This is a genomic window from Streptomyces sp. NPDC050164, from assembly GCF_044459945.1.
In the GTDB taxonomy this organism is placed as follows: Bacteria; Actinomycetota; Actinomycetes; order Streptomycetales; family Streptomycetaceae; genus Streptomyces; species Streptomyces coeruleorubidus_A.
In genome coordinates this window covers 1-15,478 of sequence record NZ_JBITJK010000073.1, presented here as the reverse complement: position 1 = coordinate 15,478, position 15,478 = coordinate 1, and the positions used below count along the sequence as shown (strand labels likewise).

The 15,478-nt window shown below is 72.4% G+C and carries 9 protein-coding genes; 5 read left to right on the top strand and 4 right to left on the bottom strand.

Translation table 11 applies throughout. From position 1 onward, the window contains the following. Window positions 1-409 precede the first annotated feature (409 nt). The gene (locus ACIBNA_RS44300) at window positions 410-958 is read right to left on the bottom strand and encodes a MarR family winged helix-turn-helix transcriptional regulator (protein ID WP_399171091.1); all 549 of its coding nucleotides are present in this window, start codon (window positions 956-958) and stop codon (window positions 410-412) included. 123 nt (window positions 959-1,081) lie between these two features. Between ACIBNA_RS44300 and ACIBNA_RS44295 the strand changes: the two genes are divergently transcribed. Next, on the top strand, window positions 1,082-2,347 hold the full coding sequence (locus tag ACIBNA_RS44295) for an MFS transporter (protein ID WP_399171094.1): 1,266 nt from the start codon (window positions 1,082-1,084) through the stop codon (window positions 2,345-2,347). 40 nt (window positions 2,348-2,387) lie between these two features. On the opposite strand, the gene ACIBNA_RS44290 is transcribed toward ACIBNA_RS44295, so the two are convergent. Together ACIBNA_RS44290 and ACIBNA_RS44285 are read right to left on the bottom strand one after the other, a co-directional pair. Next, a complete protein-coding gene (locus ACIBNA_RS44290; RefSeq protein ID WP_399171089.1) occupies window positions 2,388-4,055 on the bottom strand; it encodes a SpoIIE family protein phosphatase in 1,668 nt (555 codons plus the stop codon). A gap of 173 nt (window positions 4,056-4,228) precedes the next feature. Then, on the bottom strand, window positions 4,229-5,608 hold the full coding sequence (locus ACIBNA_RS44285; protein WP_399171088.1) for an NAD(P)/FAD-dependent oxidoreductase: 1,380 nt from the start codon (window positions 5,606-5,608) through the stop codon (window positions 4,229-4,231). A 376-nt stretch (window positions 5,609-5,984) separates the two neighbouring features. On the opposite strand from ACIBNA_RS44285, the gene ACIBNA_RS44280 reads away from it, so the two are divergent. Both ACIBNA_RS44280 and ACIBNA_RS44275 read left to right on the top strand, forming a co-directional pair. Then, window positions 5,985-6,764: a TetR/AcrR family transcriptional regulator gene (locus ACIBNA_RS44280; RefSeq protein ID WP_399171087.1), complete on the top strand. Its 780-nt coding sequence runs from the start codon at window positions 5,985-5,987 to the stop codon at window positions 6,762-6,764. A gap of 535 nt (window positions 6,765-7,299) precedes the next feature. Beyond that, window positions 7,300-9,291 carry a sigma-70 family RNA polymerase sigma factor gene (locus ACIBNA_RS44275; protein WP_399171085.1) on the top strand — a complete coding sequence of 664 codons (1,992 nt, stop codon included), beginning with the start codon at window positions 7,300-7,302 and terminating at the stop codon, window positions 9,289-9,291. A gap of 301 nt (window positions 9,292-9,592) precedes the next feature. On the opposite strand, the gene ACIBNA_RS44270 is transcribed toward ACIBNA_RS44275, so the two are convergent. Next, the gene (locus ACIBNA_RS44270; RefSeq protein ID WP_399171084.1) at window positions 9,593-11,707 is read right to left on the bottom strand and encodes an asparagine synthase-related protein; all 2,115 of its coding nucleotides are present in this window, start codon (window positions 11,705-11,707) and stop codon (window positions 9,593-9,595) included. Window positions 11,708-12,534: 827 nt separating this feature from the next. Between ACIBNA_RS44270 and ACIBNA_RS44265 the strand changes: the two genes are divergently transcribed. Further along, window positions 12,535-13,959 (top strand): hypothetical protein, encoded by a 1,425-nt coding sequence (locus ACIBNA_RS44265; protein WP_010044958.1) that lies wholly within the window; start codon window positions 12,535-12,537, stop codon window positions 13,957-13,959. Between the two features lie 74 nt (window positions 13,960-14,033). Next, entirely contained in the window at window positions 14,034-15,248 is a 1,215-nt protein-coding gene (lhgO, locus tag ACIBNA_RS44260; protein WP_399171093.1) for an L-2-hydroxyglutarate oxidase, read from the top strand. Window positions 15,249-15,478 lie beyond the last annotated feature (230 nt).

Here is a 15,478-nt window from a genome sequence, read left to right as displayed (position 1 = left end):
GAACGGTCGCTTCCTTTGTACTCACCCTCTCGGGCTTTCCTCCGGGCGCTTCCCTTCGGTCTTGCGTTTCCGACTCTATCAGATCTTTTTCTCGACCTGACCCCCAGTCAGCGGGGTTCGTCTTCGCGGCTGTTGGGCCGTTCCGACGTGTCCAACCTTAGCGCGTTCTCTCGGCGTTTCCAAAATCGAAGCCGGTTCGGAGTCGATCAGGTCGTCGAGTCCCAATTCGAATTGAATTCGGGCACGCCGAAATCAACCCCGTTGGGAGCGATCTTGCTGGTGGTTGGATGCCGCTCGTGCGGCGAGAGTGCTGTCGCAGAACCGTTACGGCTCCCCGGCAACCCGAAGAACTTTACGGATCAGGGAGGGGACTGTCAAGTGACCGCTGTCAAGATCTTTTGTGCGGGCGTCAGTCCAGGTCGGAGAGGCGGCCGCCGGCGTCCGGCTGGGCGTCTTCGACTCGGCGCAAGAGGCGGGTGAGGACCTCGCCGAGCGCGGTGCGCTCCTCCGGGGCCAGGTCCTGGAGCAGGTCCTCCTCGAAGACCGACGCCAGGCGCATCGCCTCCAGCCACTTCTCGCGACCCCCGGTGGTGAGCTCGACGATGACGCGGACCCTGTTGGACTCGTCCCGCTCCCGGGTGACCAGTCCTTCGCCGACCATGCGGTCGATGCGGTGGGTCATGGCGGCCGGAGTCAGGCCCAGGCGCTTCGCGAGGTCGCTGGGGCCCAGACGGTAGGGGGCGCCGGAGAGGACGAGGGCCTTGAGGACCTCCCACTCGGCGTTGCTGATGCCGAGGGCCGCGGTCTGACGGCCGTAGGCGACGTTCATGCGGCGGTTCAGGCGGGACAGGGCCGAGACGATCTGCTCCACCTGGGGGTCGAGGTCCTGGAACTCGCGCTGGTATGCGGCGATCTGTTCTTCGAGGGTCGGCTCGCTGGGGCCGGGATTGTCGCCCATGGGCGGCAGTATCGCACGCTCGTCCTTTGCCTTGAAGTCCTTGGATCTGTACTCTTTAGCTTCGAAGTTTAGTTTCGAAGTCTTCACTCCTAACTTGTGAGAGAGGTGAACGTGGCCAGGGCGATGGGCGCAGCGATGCGCCGGATCCACGTGGGCAACGCACTCAGCGCGTTCGGGCTCGGCTTCACCGTTCCTTATCTGTACGTCTATGTGGCGCAGGTACGGGGACTGGGAGCCATGACGGCGGGTCTCGTACTCGCCGTTTTCGCTGTGGCGGCGCTGGTCGTGCTGCCGTTCGCCGGGCGGGCCATCGTCCGGCGTGGACCGTTGCCGGTGTTGCTCGCCGCCCTGGTCACCGCCGCCCTGGGTGCGCTGAGCCTGGGGATCGCGAGCAGTGCGGCTGCCGTGCTGGGGTCGGCTTCCCTGCTGGGGGCCGGGCAGGCCGTGATGCAGCCGGCGCTGGCGACGGTGATCGTGGACTGCTCGTCGGCGGAGACCCGGTCGCGGGCGTTCGCCATGCAGTTCTTCCTGCAGAACCTCGGGCTCGGGGTGGGCGGCCTCATCGGTGGTCATCTCGTCGACACGTCCAGCGCCGCCTCCTTCACGCTGCTCTTCGCGATCGAGGCGGCGATGTTCCTGCTGCTGGTCGTGGTGATGGCGACCGTCCGGACGCCGCACGCGCCGCGGATCGAGGGCGCGCCCGTGGCGTCGGGGCGGGGCGGCTGGAAGCAGTTGCTGGGCAACCGGGCCATGGTGCAGCTGTGCGTGCTGGGCTTCGTGCTGTTCTTCGCCTGCTACGGGCAGTTCGAGTCGGGGCTGAGTGCGTACGGGGTCGAGGCCGCCGGGATATCGACGTCGGCGCTGGGGACCGCGCTGGCGGCGAACACGCTGATGATCGTCGTGGCGCAGTTCGCCGTGCTGCGGTTCGTGGAGCGGCGTCGGCGGTCGCGGGTGATCGCTGCTGTCGGGCTGATCTGGGCCGTGGCCTGGGCTGTCGCCGGGTACGCGGGGCTCGGGCACGGGAGCCAGGAGATGGCGACGGCCGCGTTCGTCTCGACGTACGCCTTGTTCGGGCTGGGTGAGGCGATGCTGTCGCCGACGGTCGCCCCGCTGGTCGCCGATCTGGCGCCAGAGGGGATGGTCGGGCAGTACAACTCCGCGTTCGCTCTGGTCAAGCAGCTCGCGCTGGCCGTCGGGCCGGCGGTGGGCGGGCCGCTCGGGGCCTCGCTGCACGCGCCGTACATCGTGGCGTTCCTGCTGTTCTCGCTGGGGATCACCTTCCTGGCGGTGCTGCTGGGGCGGCAGCTCACGGATGTGCAGGATCAGCCGTGGCTCGCGAAGAGCCGGGTTTTGGCGCGGGGTGGGGCGCCCGTGTCCGCGGACGTCTGATCCCCTCCCCCAACCCCTCCAGTCCCTGCTTGGGTCTCCGCTACGTCGTCTGCGTACGCGGTAGCGCGAACTCGCACCAGACCGCCTTGCCGCCGCCCGGTGTCCGGCGGCAGCCCCAGCTCGACGCGATCGTGGCGACTATGGCGATGCCCCGGCCCGATTCGTCGCCCGGTTCCGCGCGGCGGCGCCTTGGGAGGTGGTCGTCGCCGTCGGTGACCTCGATGATCAGGCGGCGGTCGGTGCGGCGCAGGCGCAGGCGCATCGGTGGGGTGCCGTGCTGGAGGGAGTTGGCGACCAGTTCGCTGGTGGCCAGGACGCCCAGGTCGTGCAGATCGGCGGGGAAGCGCCAGCTGGTCAGGACGCCGGAGGCGAAGGCACGCGCGCGTGGGGCCGCTTCCACGCCGCCCAGGAGGTCCAGCGCGGCATTGCGGAACAGCTCGCTCTCCGGGCCTGTCCGGGCCGGGTGCTGGAGGACCAGGACGGCCACGTCGTCGTCGTGGTCGGGGGTCACGCCCGCCGAGCGGACCAGGCGGTCGCAGACGACCTGGGGCGTGCCGGTGGCGCCGGCCAGGGCGCTTTCCAGGGCGGCGATGCCCTCGTCCAGGTCGGCGTCGCGGCGCTCCACCAGGCCGTCCGTGTAGAGGACGGCCGTGGAGCCGGGGCCGAGGGGGATCGAGCCCGAGGAGTGCATCCAGCCGCCGGTGCCGAGCGGCGGGCCGGTGGGTTCGTCGGCGCGCAGGACCGTGCCGTTCTCGTCGCGGACGAGGATGGGGAGGTGCCCCGCCGAGGAGTAGACCAGCTTGCCCTCGTTCGGGTCGTGGACCGCGTACGCGCACGTGGCGATCTGGTTGGCGTCGATCTCGGCTGCCAGGCCGTCGAGGAGCTGGAGGACTTCGTGCGGGGGCAGGTCGAGGCGGGCGTAGGCGCGGACCGCCGTGCGGAGCTGGCCCATGACCGCTGCGGCGCGGACGCCGCGACCCATGACGTCGCCGATGACGAGGGCCGTGCGGCCGCCGCCGAGGGTGATGACGTCGTACCAGTCGCCGCCGACGGCGGCCTCCGTGCCGCCGGGGTGGTACGTGGCGGCGATGCGCAGGTCGTCGGGTTCTTCGAGCTCCTGGGGGAGCAGTGACCTCTGGAGGGTCACCGCCGTTTCGCGCTGGCGGCGTTCGCTGGCGCGCAGGCGCTCGGCGGCTTCGGCGTGGTCGGTGACGTCCGTGGCGAAGACGAGGACTCCGCGGCCGTCGCTGCCGTCCTTGCCGTCGCCCTGGGCTACCGGGGTGCAGGTGAAGGTGTAGGAGCGGCCGTCGGGGGCCTTGCGGGACTTGACCGTGCGCGGCTTGCCGCTGCGCTGGACCTGGTCCAGGAGGGGGAACAGGCCGAGGGCGTCCAGTTCGGGGAGGGCTTCGCGGGCGCGTTCGCCGAGGGGGCGTACGCCGAAGGCGGTCGTGTAGGCGTCGTTGACGTAGGCGATGCGGTGGTCGGGGCCGTGGACCAGGGCGACGAGGGACGGGACGCGGTCGAGGACCTCGCGCACCCGCAGTTCGTCGACGGCGGGTACGGGCGGCGGCTCGTCGGTCAGTTGTTCGGCACGGGCGGCGGGTACGGAACCTTCCCCCCGCCGGTCCGGGGAGGCCGTCTGCTCGGTCCGCGCTGCGGCGCGGCGCTGCGTTCCGGGGAGCCGGGCGCTCCAGCGCGTGAAGTTCACGAATCCTTGCCTCGTGTAGTCGTCGGCGGCCGGCACCGGAACCGGCCGGGGCCCCGGGGGCCCGCACCGGGACGTGTGGTGGCACGCCCGCGGTGGTGGACCAGTCTGGCAGTGAGCGGACCGGACCGGCATCCGTCAGACGCCGGGCCGGCCGGTGGAGTTCCTGGGTCCGGTCAGGACGACCCCTTCGGGTTGTGCGGGGGGTCTTGGGAAGGCTTTCCACCGGCCGCGAGTTCGAACTCGGCCCGGGGGTGTTCGAGTGAACCCAGGGAGACGATCTCGCGTTTGAACAGGCCGGCCAGGGTCCATTCGGCGAGCACGCGCGCCTTGCGGTTGAAGGTGGGCACGCGGCTGAGGTGGTAGGCGCGGTGCATGAACCAGGCGGGGTAGCCCTTGAGCTTGCGTCCGTAGATGTGGGCGACGCCCTTGTGCAGGCCCAGGGAGGCGACCGAGCCGACGTACTTGTGGGTGTAGGTGGTGAGGGGTTCGCCGCGCAGGGCGTGCACGATGTTGTCGCCGAGGACCCTGGCCTGGCGGACGGCGTGCTGGGCGTTGGGGGCGCACTCGCGGCCGGGTTCGCCGGCCGTGACGTCGGGGACGGCCGCGGCGTCTCCCGCTGCCCACGCGTGCGTGGTGCCCTCGATCGTCAGCTCGGCCGTGCACTTGAGCCGTCCGCGGTCGTTGCGGGGCAGGTCGGTGGCGGCGAGCACCGGGTGGGGTTTGACGCCGGCCGTCCAGACGACCGTACGGGTGGGGAAGCGGGCGCCGTCGCTGAGGACCGCGACCCGGTCCGCGCAGGACGCCAGGCGGGTCTGGAGGCGTACGTCGATGTTGCGGCGCCGCAGTTCGGTGACGGTGTAGCGGCCCATCTCCTCGCCGACCTCGGGCAGGATGCGGTCCGAGGCCTCGACGAGGATCCACTTCATGTCCTCGGGCTGGACGTTGTGGTAGTAGCGCGCGGCGTAGCGGGCCATGTCCTCCAGTTCGCCGAGTGCCTCCACGCCGGCGAAGCCGCCGCCGACGAAGACGAAGGTGAGGGCCGCGTCGAGGATCGAGGGATCGCGGGTGGAGGAGGCGATGTCCATCTGCTCGATGACGTGGTTGCGCAGGCCGATGGCCTCCTCGACGGTCTTGAAGCCGATGCCGTGGTCGGCCAGGCCGGGGACCGGCAGGGCGCGCGAGACGGAGCCGGGGGCGAGGACGAGTTCGTCGTACGTCAGCTGTTGCCCGCCCGTGCCCTCCTCCTCGGTGGCGAGGGTGGTGATGGTGGCGGTGCGCTTGGCGTGGTCGATGGCGGTGGCCTCGCCGATGACGACGCGGCACCGGTCGAGGACGCGGCGCAGCGGTACGACGACATGGCGGGGGGAGATGGCGCCGGCGGCGGCCTCGGGAAGGAACGGCTGGTACGTCATGTACGGGTCGGGGGTGACGACCGTGATCTCCACCTCGCCCCGCTCCAGTTCCCGTTTCAGTCTGCCCTGGAGGCGCAGGGCCGTGTACATCCCGACGTAGCCACCACCGACAACGAGAATGCGCGCACGTTCCTTCACCATCCCATGACGCACCCACCGCTTGCGTTTGTCCACAGCCTCGACGAATTGTGTGACCGGAGCGGGAGAGCGCGCGGAGTTGGCCGGAAAGGTGAGCTGCGATGAGTATGCGCAGGTCAGTGGTGGTGGTACGGGGGGTGCTCGGGGGCACATTCGGGACGTATACGGCCCGTACTCCGATCGGTGGGCGCTCCGTGCGGAACCTGCCCCTTCTGAATTGACTCCCTCTCAACTATGTTCGTGTGTCGACGGGGTGTAGGGGGATGCGCTCACCGGGTCCGCGACGGACGGACCCGCGGACCCGGGCCTGTTCCTCCGTCCCGGCATCGAATGGCGGGGAGTGTCTCCGGGGGGAGACGTCATTACCGGGGGAATACATATGCATGTTCAGGACTCTCATTGGTCGTCCGCGTCCGCTGTCGCGGCGGGTGGCGTGACGATGAGCGCGACGGCGGGCAACGAACGCGGGAACGGATCGCGGACGACGCCGCTGCGCGTGGACGCACAGCGCAATCTGGAGCACGTGCTGCGGGCGGCGCGCGAGGTGTTCGGCGAGCTGGGGTACGGCGCGCCGATGGAGGACGTGGCGCGACGCGCGCGGGTCGGCGTGGGCACGGTGTACCGGCGGTTCCCGAGCAAGGACGTCCTGGTGCGGCGGATAGCCGAGGAGGAGACCTCCCGGCTGACCGACCAGGCGCGTGCGGCGCTCGGGCAGGAGGACGAGCCGTGGTCGGCGCTGTCGCGCTTCCTGCGGACGTCGGTGGCCTCCGGCGCCGGGCGGCTCCTGCCGCCGCAGGTGCTGCGGGTCTCGGTCGAGGAGGACCGTGCCGGTCAGGCGCGGGTGCCGCAGCAGCGCATGCAGCCGGGCTCGGCGGAGCTGCGGCTGGTGCCGGAGGAGCCTGTGGCGGTCGCCTCGGTGCCGGCGACGGCGGTCGCGGCGGAGGACGACGCCGGGGCGTCGGCGCTGCTCGAGGTCGTGGGTCAGCTCGTGGAGCGGGCGCGTACGGCGGGTGAGCTGCGGGCGGACGTGTCGGTGTCGGACGTGCTGCTGGTGATCGCGACGGCCGCGCCCTCGCTGCCGGACGCGGCACAGCAGGCGGCCGCGTCGACCCGGCTGCTGGACATCCTGCTGGAGGGGCTGCGGTCGCGGCCGGCGTGAGGCCGGGCGGACTGCGGGAACGGGTGGACCGTCGAACGGCCCGGTCGGCTTTGCCGGTCGGCCGGGCCGGGCGGACGCACGGGCGGCTTGCCGGTCGACGCACGGGGGCGGCTTTGCCCGTCGGACGCACGGGGCTGGGCCGGTCGGACGCACAAGGCTGCTGGGCCGGGCGGACGCACGAGCGGCTTTGCGTCGAACGCACGAGCGGCTTTGCGCGTCGAACGCACGAGGCTCCTGAGCCGGTCGACGTGCGCGGCGGCTGGGCCGGTCGACGCACGAGCGGCTTGCCGGTCGCACGCACGGGGCTGCTGAGCCGGTCGAACCACCAGTCGGCTGAGCCCGTCGGTCGGTCCGGTCGGTTTCCGGGCCGGGGCGACAGGGGATCATTCCCCGGACGAGTGACGACTAGTACTGGCGTGCGGTAAATCCCGACGGATGAGTGATGGTCCGGACTCCGGGGTTCTGACCAAAAGCCAATATGGCACTCTGACCGGGTGGTCTGGACGTGTTGGGCGGCTGGCGGGGGCTTTCCGCGATGAGCGTTGACGGGCGGGACGAGTCGAGCGATGACGGGGAGGCCACGGCCGGCGGCCCGGTCCCACCCCGGGTGCCGAGCCAGGGCGGACGCGCGAGCGTCCCACCGGGCGGGCATCCCGCCGACGGCTCGGTCCCGCCGCAGCGCGCATGGCGTGAGGACAGCGTCCTGCCGCCGCGCGAGCTGCCGCCCTCCGACGCCGATCTCATCGACCGGATGCGCTCGGGCGACGACACGGCGTACGAGGAGCTGTACCGGCGCCATGCGCAGGCCGTGCGCCGGTACGCCCGGACCTGCTGCCGCGACGCTTACACCGCGGACGACCTGACCGCCGAGGTCTTCGCCCGCATGCTCCAGGCGGTACGCGGCGGCTCCGGCCCCGAGCACGCCGTACGCGCGTACCTGCTCACCTCCGTCCGGCGCGTCGCCGCCTCCTGGACGCGGTCGGCGCGGCGGGAACAGCTCGTCGACGACTTCGCGGTGTTCGCCGCCCAGTCCGCACGCGGCTCCTACGTGCCCGACGACGACACGCTCGACCTGGGCGCGGACGTGCGGGCGATGCACGAGGCCGAGCGGTCCATGGCCATGCGGGCCTTCCGGTCGCTGCCGGAGCGGTGGCAGGCCGTGCTGTGGCACACCGAGGTCGAGGACGAGTCGCCCAGCGAGGTCGCCACATTCTTCGGGCTGGACGCCAACGGCACGCGCGTGCTCGCCAGCCGGGCCCGCGAGGGCCTCAAGCAGGCCTACCTCCAGGCCCACGTCAGCGCCACGCTCACCGACGACGAGGAGTGCGCGCGCTACGCCGACCAGCTCGGCACGTACGCCCGCGGCCGGCTGCGCACGCGTGCCGAGCGGGGGCTGCGCAAGCACCTGGAGGAGTGCGCGAAGTGCCGGCTGGCCGCGATGCAGATCGAGGAGGTCGCCGGCGGTATCCCCGCCGTGGTGCCGGTCGCGGTCATCGGCTGGTTCGGTGCCGCCGGGTACGCCAAGGCGGCCGGGCTCATCGCCGGGGGCGCGGGAGCGGGGGCGGCCGGAGCCGCGGGTGCGGCCTCGGCGCCGGGCGGGGGCTCGTCGGGCGGGTCGGCGGCGGGCGCCGGTTCGGCGGATGGGGCTGCGGGGAGCAGCTCGTCCGGTGGGGCCGGAGGTGGTGCGGCCTCCGAGGGGGTGGGCGCGCCGGTGAAGGCCGGTATCGCGGCCGGTGTGGTCGCCGTGGGCGTCGTGGCCGCGGTGGTGCTGGCGCTGGCCGGCAACGAGAAGCCGAAGGACGAGGCGAGGACGACTCCCACCCCGTCCTCGCCGGTGGACCGGCCCGCCGAGCCCACACCCTCTCCCTCGCAGCGGGAACCCGGACCGCGGCCACCGGCGATCGTGCCCGCGCGCGCCGAGAGGCCCGCGCCGACACCGACCCCCAGAACCAGCCCGACGTCCACACCGCCCCCGGCCCCGACCCCGACGCCCACCCCGCCGGCCGGGCCCCCGAGGCCGACACCGCCCCCGGCTCCCACGCCCACACCGACGCCGACGCCGACACCGACACCGACCGAGAGGCCACCCGCCCCGGCCGTCTACCAGTGGAGCGAACTGTCGTACGACATCAGCGGCGACGGCACCGAACCCGAGATGCGGATCGGCGCGAGCAGCTGGGTCTGGCAGCGGTACGGCCTGTCGTCCGGCGACCGGCGGTACACGCACGGCGTCACCGTGCACGGCCGCTCCTCCGTCACCATCGACCTCAACCGCTCCTGCTCCTCCTACGAGGCGCACGTCGGGGTGGACGACCTGACGCTGAAGCTCGGCAAGGTGTACTTCTCCGTCTACGCCGACGGCGTCCGGCTGTGGCGGTCCGGGCTGGTGGAGGGCGGTGACCCGGCGGTTCCCGTCCAGGTGAATCTCACCGGCCGCAGCACCGTACGGCTGGTGGTGGAACCGCACAGCGCCCTCGACAACCTGGTCCTGGCGGACTGGGCGGAGTCCAAGTTCACCTGCGGTTAGCGGCTTTCGGCTCGGTGGTGTACGAGTTCTCGGTGGTATAAGTGCCGCGCCTGGTCCAGCTCGCGCAGAATGTCTTCCGCAGTGAGGCTCGCGCCCAGGGCGCGCTCCGACTCGCACCGGGCAGGACCCAGGGCGGCGCGGGTGGCTGCCCCGATCCGTTCCGCCTGGGCGTGCTCCAGCATGGGGCGGGGACGGTCGGCACACCAGCGGTCCCCGGCACCGAGCAGCCGTGCCGCCCCGAGCGGCACGACTGCCCGCAGCTCAGCACATGCACGCAGCTCAGCTCGCGAGGCGGCGTTCGCTACACCCGCCGCACCCCGGCCCCCGCACCCAACGCCCCCTGCTGCGGTGCGATCCCCGCCGGTACGGCCCGCTGCCGGGCGGGTGTGCCCGTCCAGCAGGTGCCGCGGCGGGACAGCAGGCGGCTGAGCCACAGTTCCAGGGAGACGAGGTCGGCGAGGCCGTCCAGGGGGAGGGGTTCGCCGGCGGCCGCGGAGCGCAGGGCCCTGCGGACCACCCGGGCCTCGATCAGGCCCGCCTCCGCGAGCAGCGGCGTGTCGAACAGGGCGACCAGGGAGTCCGCCGCCACCCTCAGCCCCGTACGCGCCGCAGCCGCCGCCGTCGCCTGGGTCGGGGCGCCCCACCCGGGCGGCAGGTCCCGGACGCCGGCTCCTTCCAGCACCGTACGCAGGATCGCCGCCCGCGCCCCCGGCCGCACCCGCAGCGCCTCGGGCAGCGCCCGGGCCGCGCGCACGACCTGGTTGTCGAGGAACGGCGCGTGCAGCCGCTGGAAGCGGATCTCCGCGGCCTGCTCCAGCACCCGCAGGTCCGCCGCATACCGCGCCAGCGCCGCACGCGCGCGGAAGTCACCCGGCCGCTGCCCCGGCCCCACCAGCTCCGACCGGTGCGTCGCCGCCTGAAGACGAACCGAGACTTCAGCGAGCGCCTCACCGGTCAGCCAGCGCGCCGCCGCCCCGGGTCTGCCCCAGGTCAGCGCGGCGAGCGAGGCCTCCACCGCACCCCCCGGCGCGTCCAGATCGTCGTCCGTACGGTGGTCGAGCAGGCGCTCGGCCAGCGATTCCAGCCCCGCCCGGTACGTCGTACGGGACAGCCGTCGCGCCGCCGCGTACACGCGCGCGGGGACCAGCACCGAGCCGTCCGTCCTGGCCAGCGCCGCGACGGGCCGCACCAGATGGCGCCGCTTGCGGTCCATCAACAGGTCGGCCAGGCGCGCGGGGTGGGCGTCCAGGACCTGTCGCGCACCGTAGCCCGTGAAGTGGTCCGCGCTGCCGGCCGCCAGTCGCGCCCGGTGCCGGGCCGCCGTCACCAGGGACGCGCCCGGCTCGTCCGTCAGCGGCCCCTCCAGGTCGGCGTACGGAAGGGTCTGCTCGCCGCCGGCCACGACGACATGGTGCAGACGCGGGTTCGCCGCCAGCGCACCCGCCCGCTCCAGCTCGGCCTCGCGCCCCGTGACGGCCAGGTCGTTGAAGGTGACGGCCAGCAGCCGCTCCCCCGCGCCCGTGCCGTGCCCCAGCACCGTGCCCGGCATCCCGGGCAGGCCCGCGGCCAGCAGCGCGAGCGTCCCCGAGGCCGGCCCGCCGGACAGGTCCGCCCCGATCCCGGGCACCGGCATCCCGCGCGCGGCACGCCGCTCGGCGGGCCCCATGCCGGGCACGGGCCCGGGGTCGATGTCCGCCCCGGGGACGTGCCGCGGCGCGGACAGCCGGGTCCGCACGGCCTCCACGAGCGCGTCGCGCACGGCGTCGACCGCGCTGTCGGGATCGGCCGAAGGCGCCGCCACCGCCAGCGAGGCGACCGGTTCGTACCCGGCGATCTCGCGTGCCCCGGCGCGCAGGATCAGTGCATGCCCCGGAGGAATGCGCTTCACGCCGTCGTACGGCGTGGAGTCGTGAAGCGCGGCGGGCACGTCAGGGGCGGCCAGCAGCGCGGCGAGGTGCCCGAAGTCGAGGTTGGCCTCGATGAGGTCGGCCAGCGGCAGCGCGGCCGTCGCATACGCCGTACCGCCGGCCCAGGGGGTGTGGAACACCGGCCGCGCGCCCGCGAGGTCGCCGCAGACGGTGACCCTCCGGCCGACCTGCACGATCGCGGTGTAGCTCCCCGGCCAGGCGGTCAGATGCCGAAGTGCCCCGCCGCGCGCGGCGAACAGCGCGACGCGCAGCTGCTCGTCGGTGGCGCCGCAGATGCCGAGGACGGCGATGCGCGTCCGGTCGTCGGCCTTCACGACCCGCACCTCGTCGGGGCGCCAGTCACCGACCGCCCACAGCGGATCGGGGTCGCCCCACAGGAGTTGGGAGCCCACAGGATGCAGGGTCTCGCCGTCGGATCCCGTGGCGCCCGCCGAGCCGGCAGCGACGGCTCCCGCGGCGGTGCTGCTCCATCCCACCAACCACCGCATCGCCGCCTCCACAGGCTGTGGACAACCAGTGCACCGTACGAACCGGTTCACCATGCTGCCATGAAGGAAGCGTTCCAGAGTGTGCCCGCGCCGCTTGCGCTCCGCCGAACGCGCCCCGGCGGAGCCACCCACGCCACCCCGAACACCCACGAACGCCCCGAACTCCCCCATGCCACAAGAAGAGACGGGCGGAGGAGACGGCAGTGAAGACGGAAGGGAAGACAGAAGGGGAAGACGGCGGCGGAGGCGGCAAGAACAGAAGGGACGGTCAGGAGGCAAGGCACGTCAGCGACACGTCACCAGTACGACTGCGGCGCGAATGCGCCCCCGATTCACGCCCCAAATACGCCCGACGCGCCCTCAAGTACCGTGGTAGGAGGCCTGATACCCCATCACCGACGGGGTCGATTTTCGGCCAAATCCCTGTCACGCACGCAGCGTCGAACACTCTCCGTACAGGCTCTGCGTACCACCGCACGGTCGCGCAGTCCGGGAGACGGAGCACGCCTCCCGGACCGTTCCGCCGCCCGCGGGGATGGAGGCGGCGGCATCCCCCAGCCCACTGGATCCAGTACAGCGGGCCGACCCACGCAATGACCATGGAACCGCTCCCGCGATGGCCGGAGAAGAGCGCACAGGCAGGCGCACGGCCACACAGTGGGAGCACACCGCAACAGCCCGTATCTGAACCGCACTTCAGTACGGACCACAATCCCGCCAACCGGAACAATGCCCCTTAACGCTTGGGATGCGGCGAACTACGCTGGGTTTACGAATGCCGCGTGGTTATGCCAACGTCGGCAGCCGTCTGTGTCGAGGGGTGGCTCATGTCCAGGGAGCAACGCGGGCCGAACGAAAAACTCGGCGCCGTTCTCGCCCTCGCGGGAATCTCGAACGCAGGCCTCGCGCGGCGCGTCAACGATCTTGGCGCTCAGCGAGGACTGACGCTTCGCTATGACAAAACGTCGGTGGCGCGCTGGGTGTCGAAGGGCATGGTGCCGCAGGGTGCGGCGCCGCACCTCATCGCCGCCGCCATAGGCCAGAAGCTCGGCCGCCCGGTGCCGCTGCACGAGATCGGCCTGGCGGACGCGGACCCCGCGCCCGAAGTCGGCCTCGCCTTCCCGCGGGACGTCGGACAGGCGGTGAAGTCGGCGACGGAGCTGTACCGCCTCGACCTCGCAGGCCGCCGCGCCGGTTCCGGCGGCATCTGGCAGTCGCTGGCCGGATCGTTCGCGGTGAGCGCGTACGCAACGCCCGCCTCACGGTGGCTGATAACCCCGGCCGACAGTTCGGTCGCGCGTGATGTGGGCCCCGGCGAGGGCTCCGGCGCACCGCTCAAAGTCGGCCACAGCGATGTGCAGAAGCTGCGGGAGGCCGCCGAGGACGCCCGGCGCTGGGACTCCAAGTACGGCGGCGGCGACTGGCGTTCGTCGATGGTCCCCGAGTGCTTGAGGGTGGAGGCGGCCCCGCTCCTGCTCGGCTCCTACTCCGACGAGGTCGGCCGGGCCCTCTTCGGCGCCTCCGCCGAACTCACCCGGCTCGCGGGCTGGATGGCTTTCGACACGGGCCAGCAGGAAGCGGCCCAGCGCTACTACATCCAGGCGCTGCGCCTGGCCCGCGCGGCGGCGGACGTCCCCCTCGGGGGTTACGTCCTGGCCTCCATGTCCCTCCAGGCCACCTACCGCGGCTTCGGCGACGAGGGCGTGGACCTCGCCCAGGCCGCCCTGGAACGCAACCGCGGACTGGCGACGGCCCGCACCATGAGCTTCTTCCGCCTCGTCGAGGCCCGGGCACACGCGCGTGCGGGTGACGCCCAGGCGGCCGGCGGCGCCCTGAAGGCGGCCGAGAGCTGGCTGGAGCGCGCCCGCCCCGGCGACAACGACCCGAGCTGGCTCGGCTTCTACTCCTACGACCGCTTCGCCGCCGACGCGGCCGAGTGCTACCGCGACCTCAAGGCGCCCCGCCAGGTCCGCCGCTTCACGGAACAGGCCCTCTCCAAGCCCACCGAGGAGTTCGTCCGCTCCCACGGCCTGCGTCTGGTCGTCTCGGCGGTCGCCGAACTGGAGTCGGGCAACCTCGACGCGGCGTGCGAGCAGGGCGTACGGGCGGTGGAGGTCGCCGGGCGCATCTCCTCGGCCCGCACCACCGAGTACGTCAAGGATCTCCTGCACCGGCTGGAGCCGTACGGCGACGAACCACGCGTGGTCGAGCTGCGTGAGCGCGCCCGGCCGCTGCTGATGGCTCCGGCATAGCCGGGCAGGCATGCTGCCGTCCCCGCGTTTGAAGGCATTGTCAGTGGCGCAGTGCACTATCGAAGCGGGAGGTGGTGCAGGTGACCCGGGTGCCGGAGATCGCGTACGACTGTGACGTGCTGGTGATCGGCGGGGGGATCGTCGGCCTGTCGACGGCGTACGCGATCACACGCGCCGCACCGGGCACACACGTCACCGTCCTGGAGAAGGAACCGGGCCCGGCCCGGCACCAGACCGGCCGCAACAGCGGCGTCATCCACAGCGGCATCTACTACCGCCCCGGCTCCCTCAAGGCGCGCTACGCGGTGCGGGGCGCCGCCGAGATGGTCAAATTCTGCGCCGAGTACGGCATCCCGCACGCCGTCACCGGCAAGCTGATCGTCGCGACCGACCGCTCCGAGCTGCCCCGCCTGCACGCGCTCGTGCAGCGCGGCCGGGAGAACGGCATCCCGGTCCGTGAACTGGGCGCGTCCCAGATCGCGGAGTACGAGCCGGAGGTACGGGGCCTCGCCGCGATACACGTCGGTACGACGGGCATCTGCGACTTCGTCGCGGTCGCCCGCCAGCTGGCCCACGGCTCGGGCGCGGAGATCCGCTACGGCACGCGGGTCGTCCGCGTCGACCGCCGCCCCGAGCGGGGTGTCGCCGTGCTCACGGCCGCCGGGGATGTCGTACGCGGGCGGGTGCTGGTGAACTGCGCGGGCCTGTACAGCGACGAGATCGCCCGGCTGACCGGGGACGACCCGGACGTCCGGATCGTGCCGTTCCGGGGCGAGTACTACGAGCTGGCCAGACCGGAGCTGGTGCGGGGCCTGGTGTATCCGGTCCCCGACCCGGCGTTCCCGTTCCTCGGGGTGCATCTCACGCGCGGGATCGACGGGGGTGTCCACATCGGGCCCAATGCGGTGCCGGCGCTGGCCCGCGAGGGGTACGGGTGGGGGACGGTCCGGGTGCGGGAGCTGGGGTCGACGCTGGCCTGGCCGGGCTCCTGGCGGATCGCCCGTCGGCACTGGCGGTACGGGGCGGGGGAACTGCGGCGGTCGGTGTCCAAGGGGGCGTTCACGGAGGAGGTGCGGAGGTTGTTGCCCGGGGTGTCCGAGGACGACCTGGTGCCGACGGCGGCGGGGGTTCGGGCGCAGGCGGTGCTGCGTGACGGCACGCTGGTGGACGACTTCCTGATCCGCGAGGGGCCTCGCACGGTGCATGTTCTGAACGCGCCGTCTCCTGCGGCTACGGCGTCCTTGCCGATCGGCAGGGAGGTGGCGCGCAGGGCGTTGAGCGCGCGGTGACTGTCCGGCCGCTGGGGCTTCGAGGTGCTCGGCGTCAATTCCGAGGCCGGTTGTCAGGTGCTCGGCGTTGTTGCTGAGGCCCCGCAGCTAGGGTCTGTCGTTTGGATCAGGTCGCAGGGAAGCGACTGTTCTGCGCGGTGCCGGCGAGCGGGGTCTGGTGCGTGCCTCTGCAAGGCGGAGGAGGGCGTCGACGCGATGGGGGTCCCCCCTTGCTCGAGCGAAGTCGAGAG

Excerpts from the sequence above, each read along its gene's own strand:
- ACIBNA_RS44280 (WP_399171087.1), top strand. The coding sequence starts at position 5,985 with ATGCATGTTCAGGACTCTCATTGGTCGTCCGCGTCCGCTGTCGCGGCG.
- ACIBNA_RS44295 (WP_399171094.1), top strand. The coding sequence starts at position 1,082 with ATGGGCGCAGCGATGCGCCGGATCCACGTGGGCAACGCACTCAGCGCG.
- ACIBNA_RS44265 (WP_010044958.1), top strand. The coding sequence starts at position 12,535 with ATGTCCAGGGAGCAACGCGGGCCGAACGAAAAACTCGGCGCCGTTCTC.
- ACIBNA_RS44300 (WP_399171091.1), bottom strand. The coding sequence starts at position 958 with ATGGGCGACAATCCCGGCCCCAGCGAGCCGACCCTCGAAGAACAGATC.
- ACIBNA_RS44275 (WP_399171085.1), top strand. The coding sequence starts at position 7,300 with ATGAGCGTTGACGGGCGGGACGAGTCGAGCGATGACGGGGAGGCCACG.
- ACIBNA_RS44285 (WP_399171088.1), bottom strand. The coding sequence starts at position 5,608 with ATGGTGAAGGAACGTGCGCGCATTCTCGTTGTCGGTGGTGGCTACGTC.
- ACIBNA_RS44270 (WP_399171084.1), bottom strand. The coding sequence starts at position 11,707 with ATGCGGTGGTTGGTGGGATGGAGCAGCACCGCCGCGGGAGCCGTCGCT.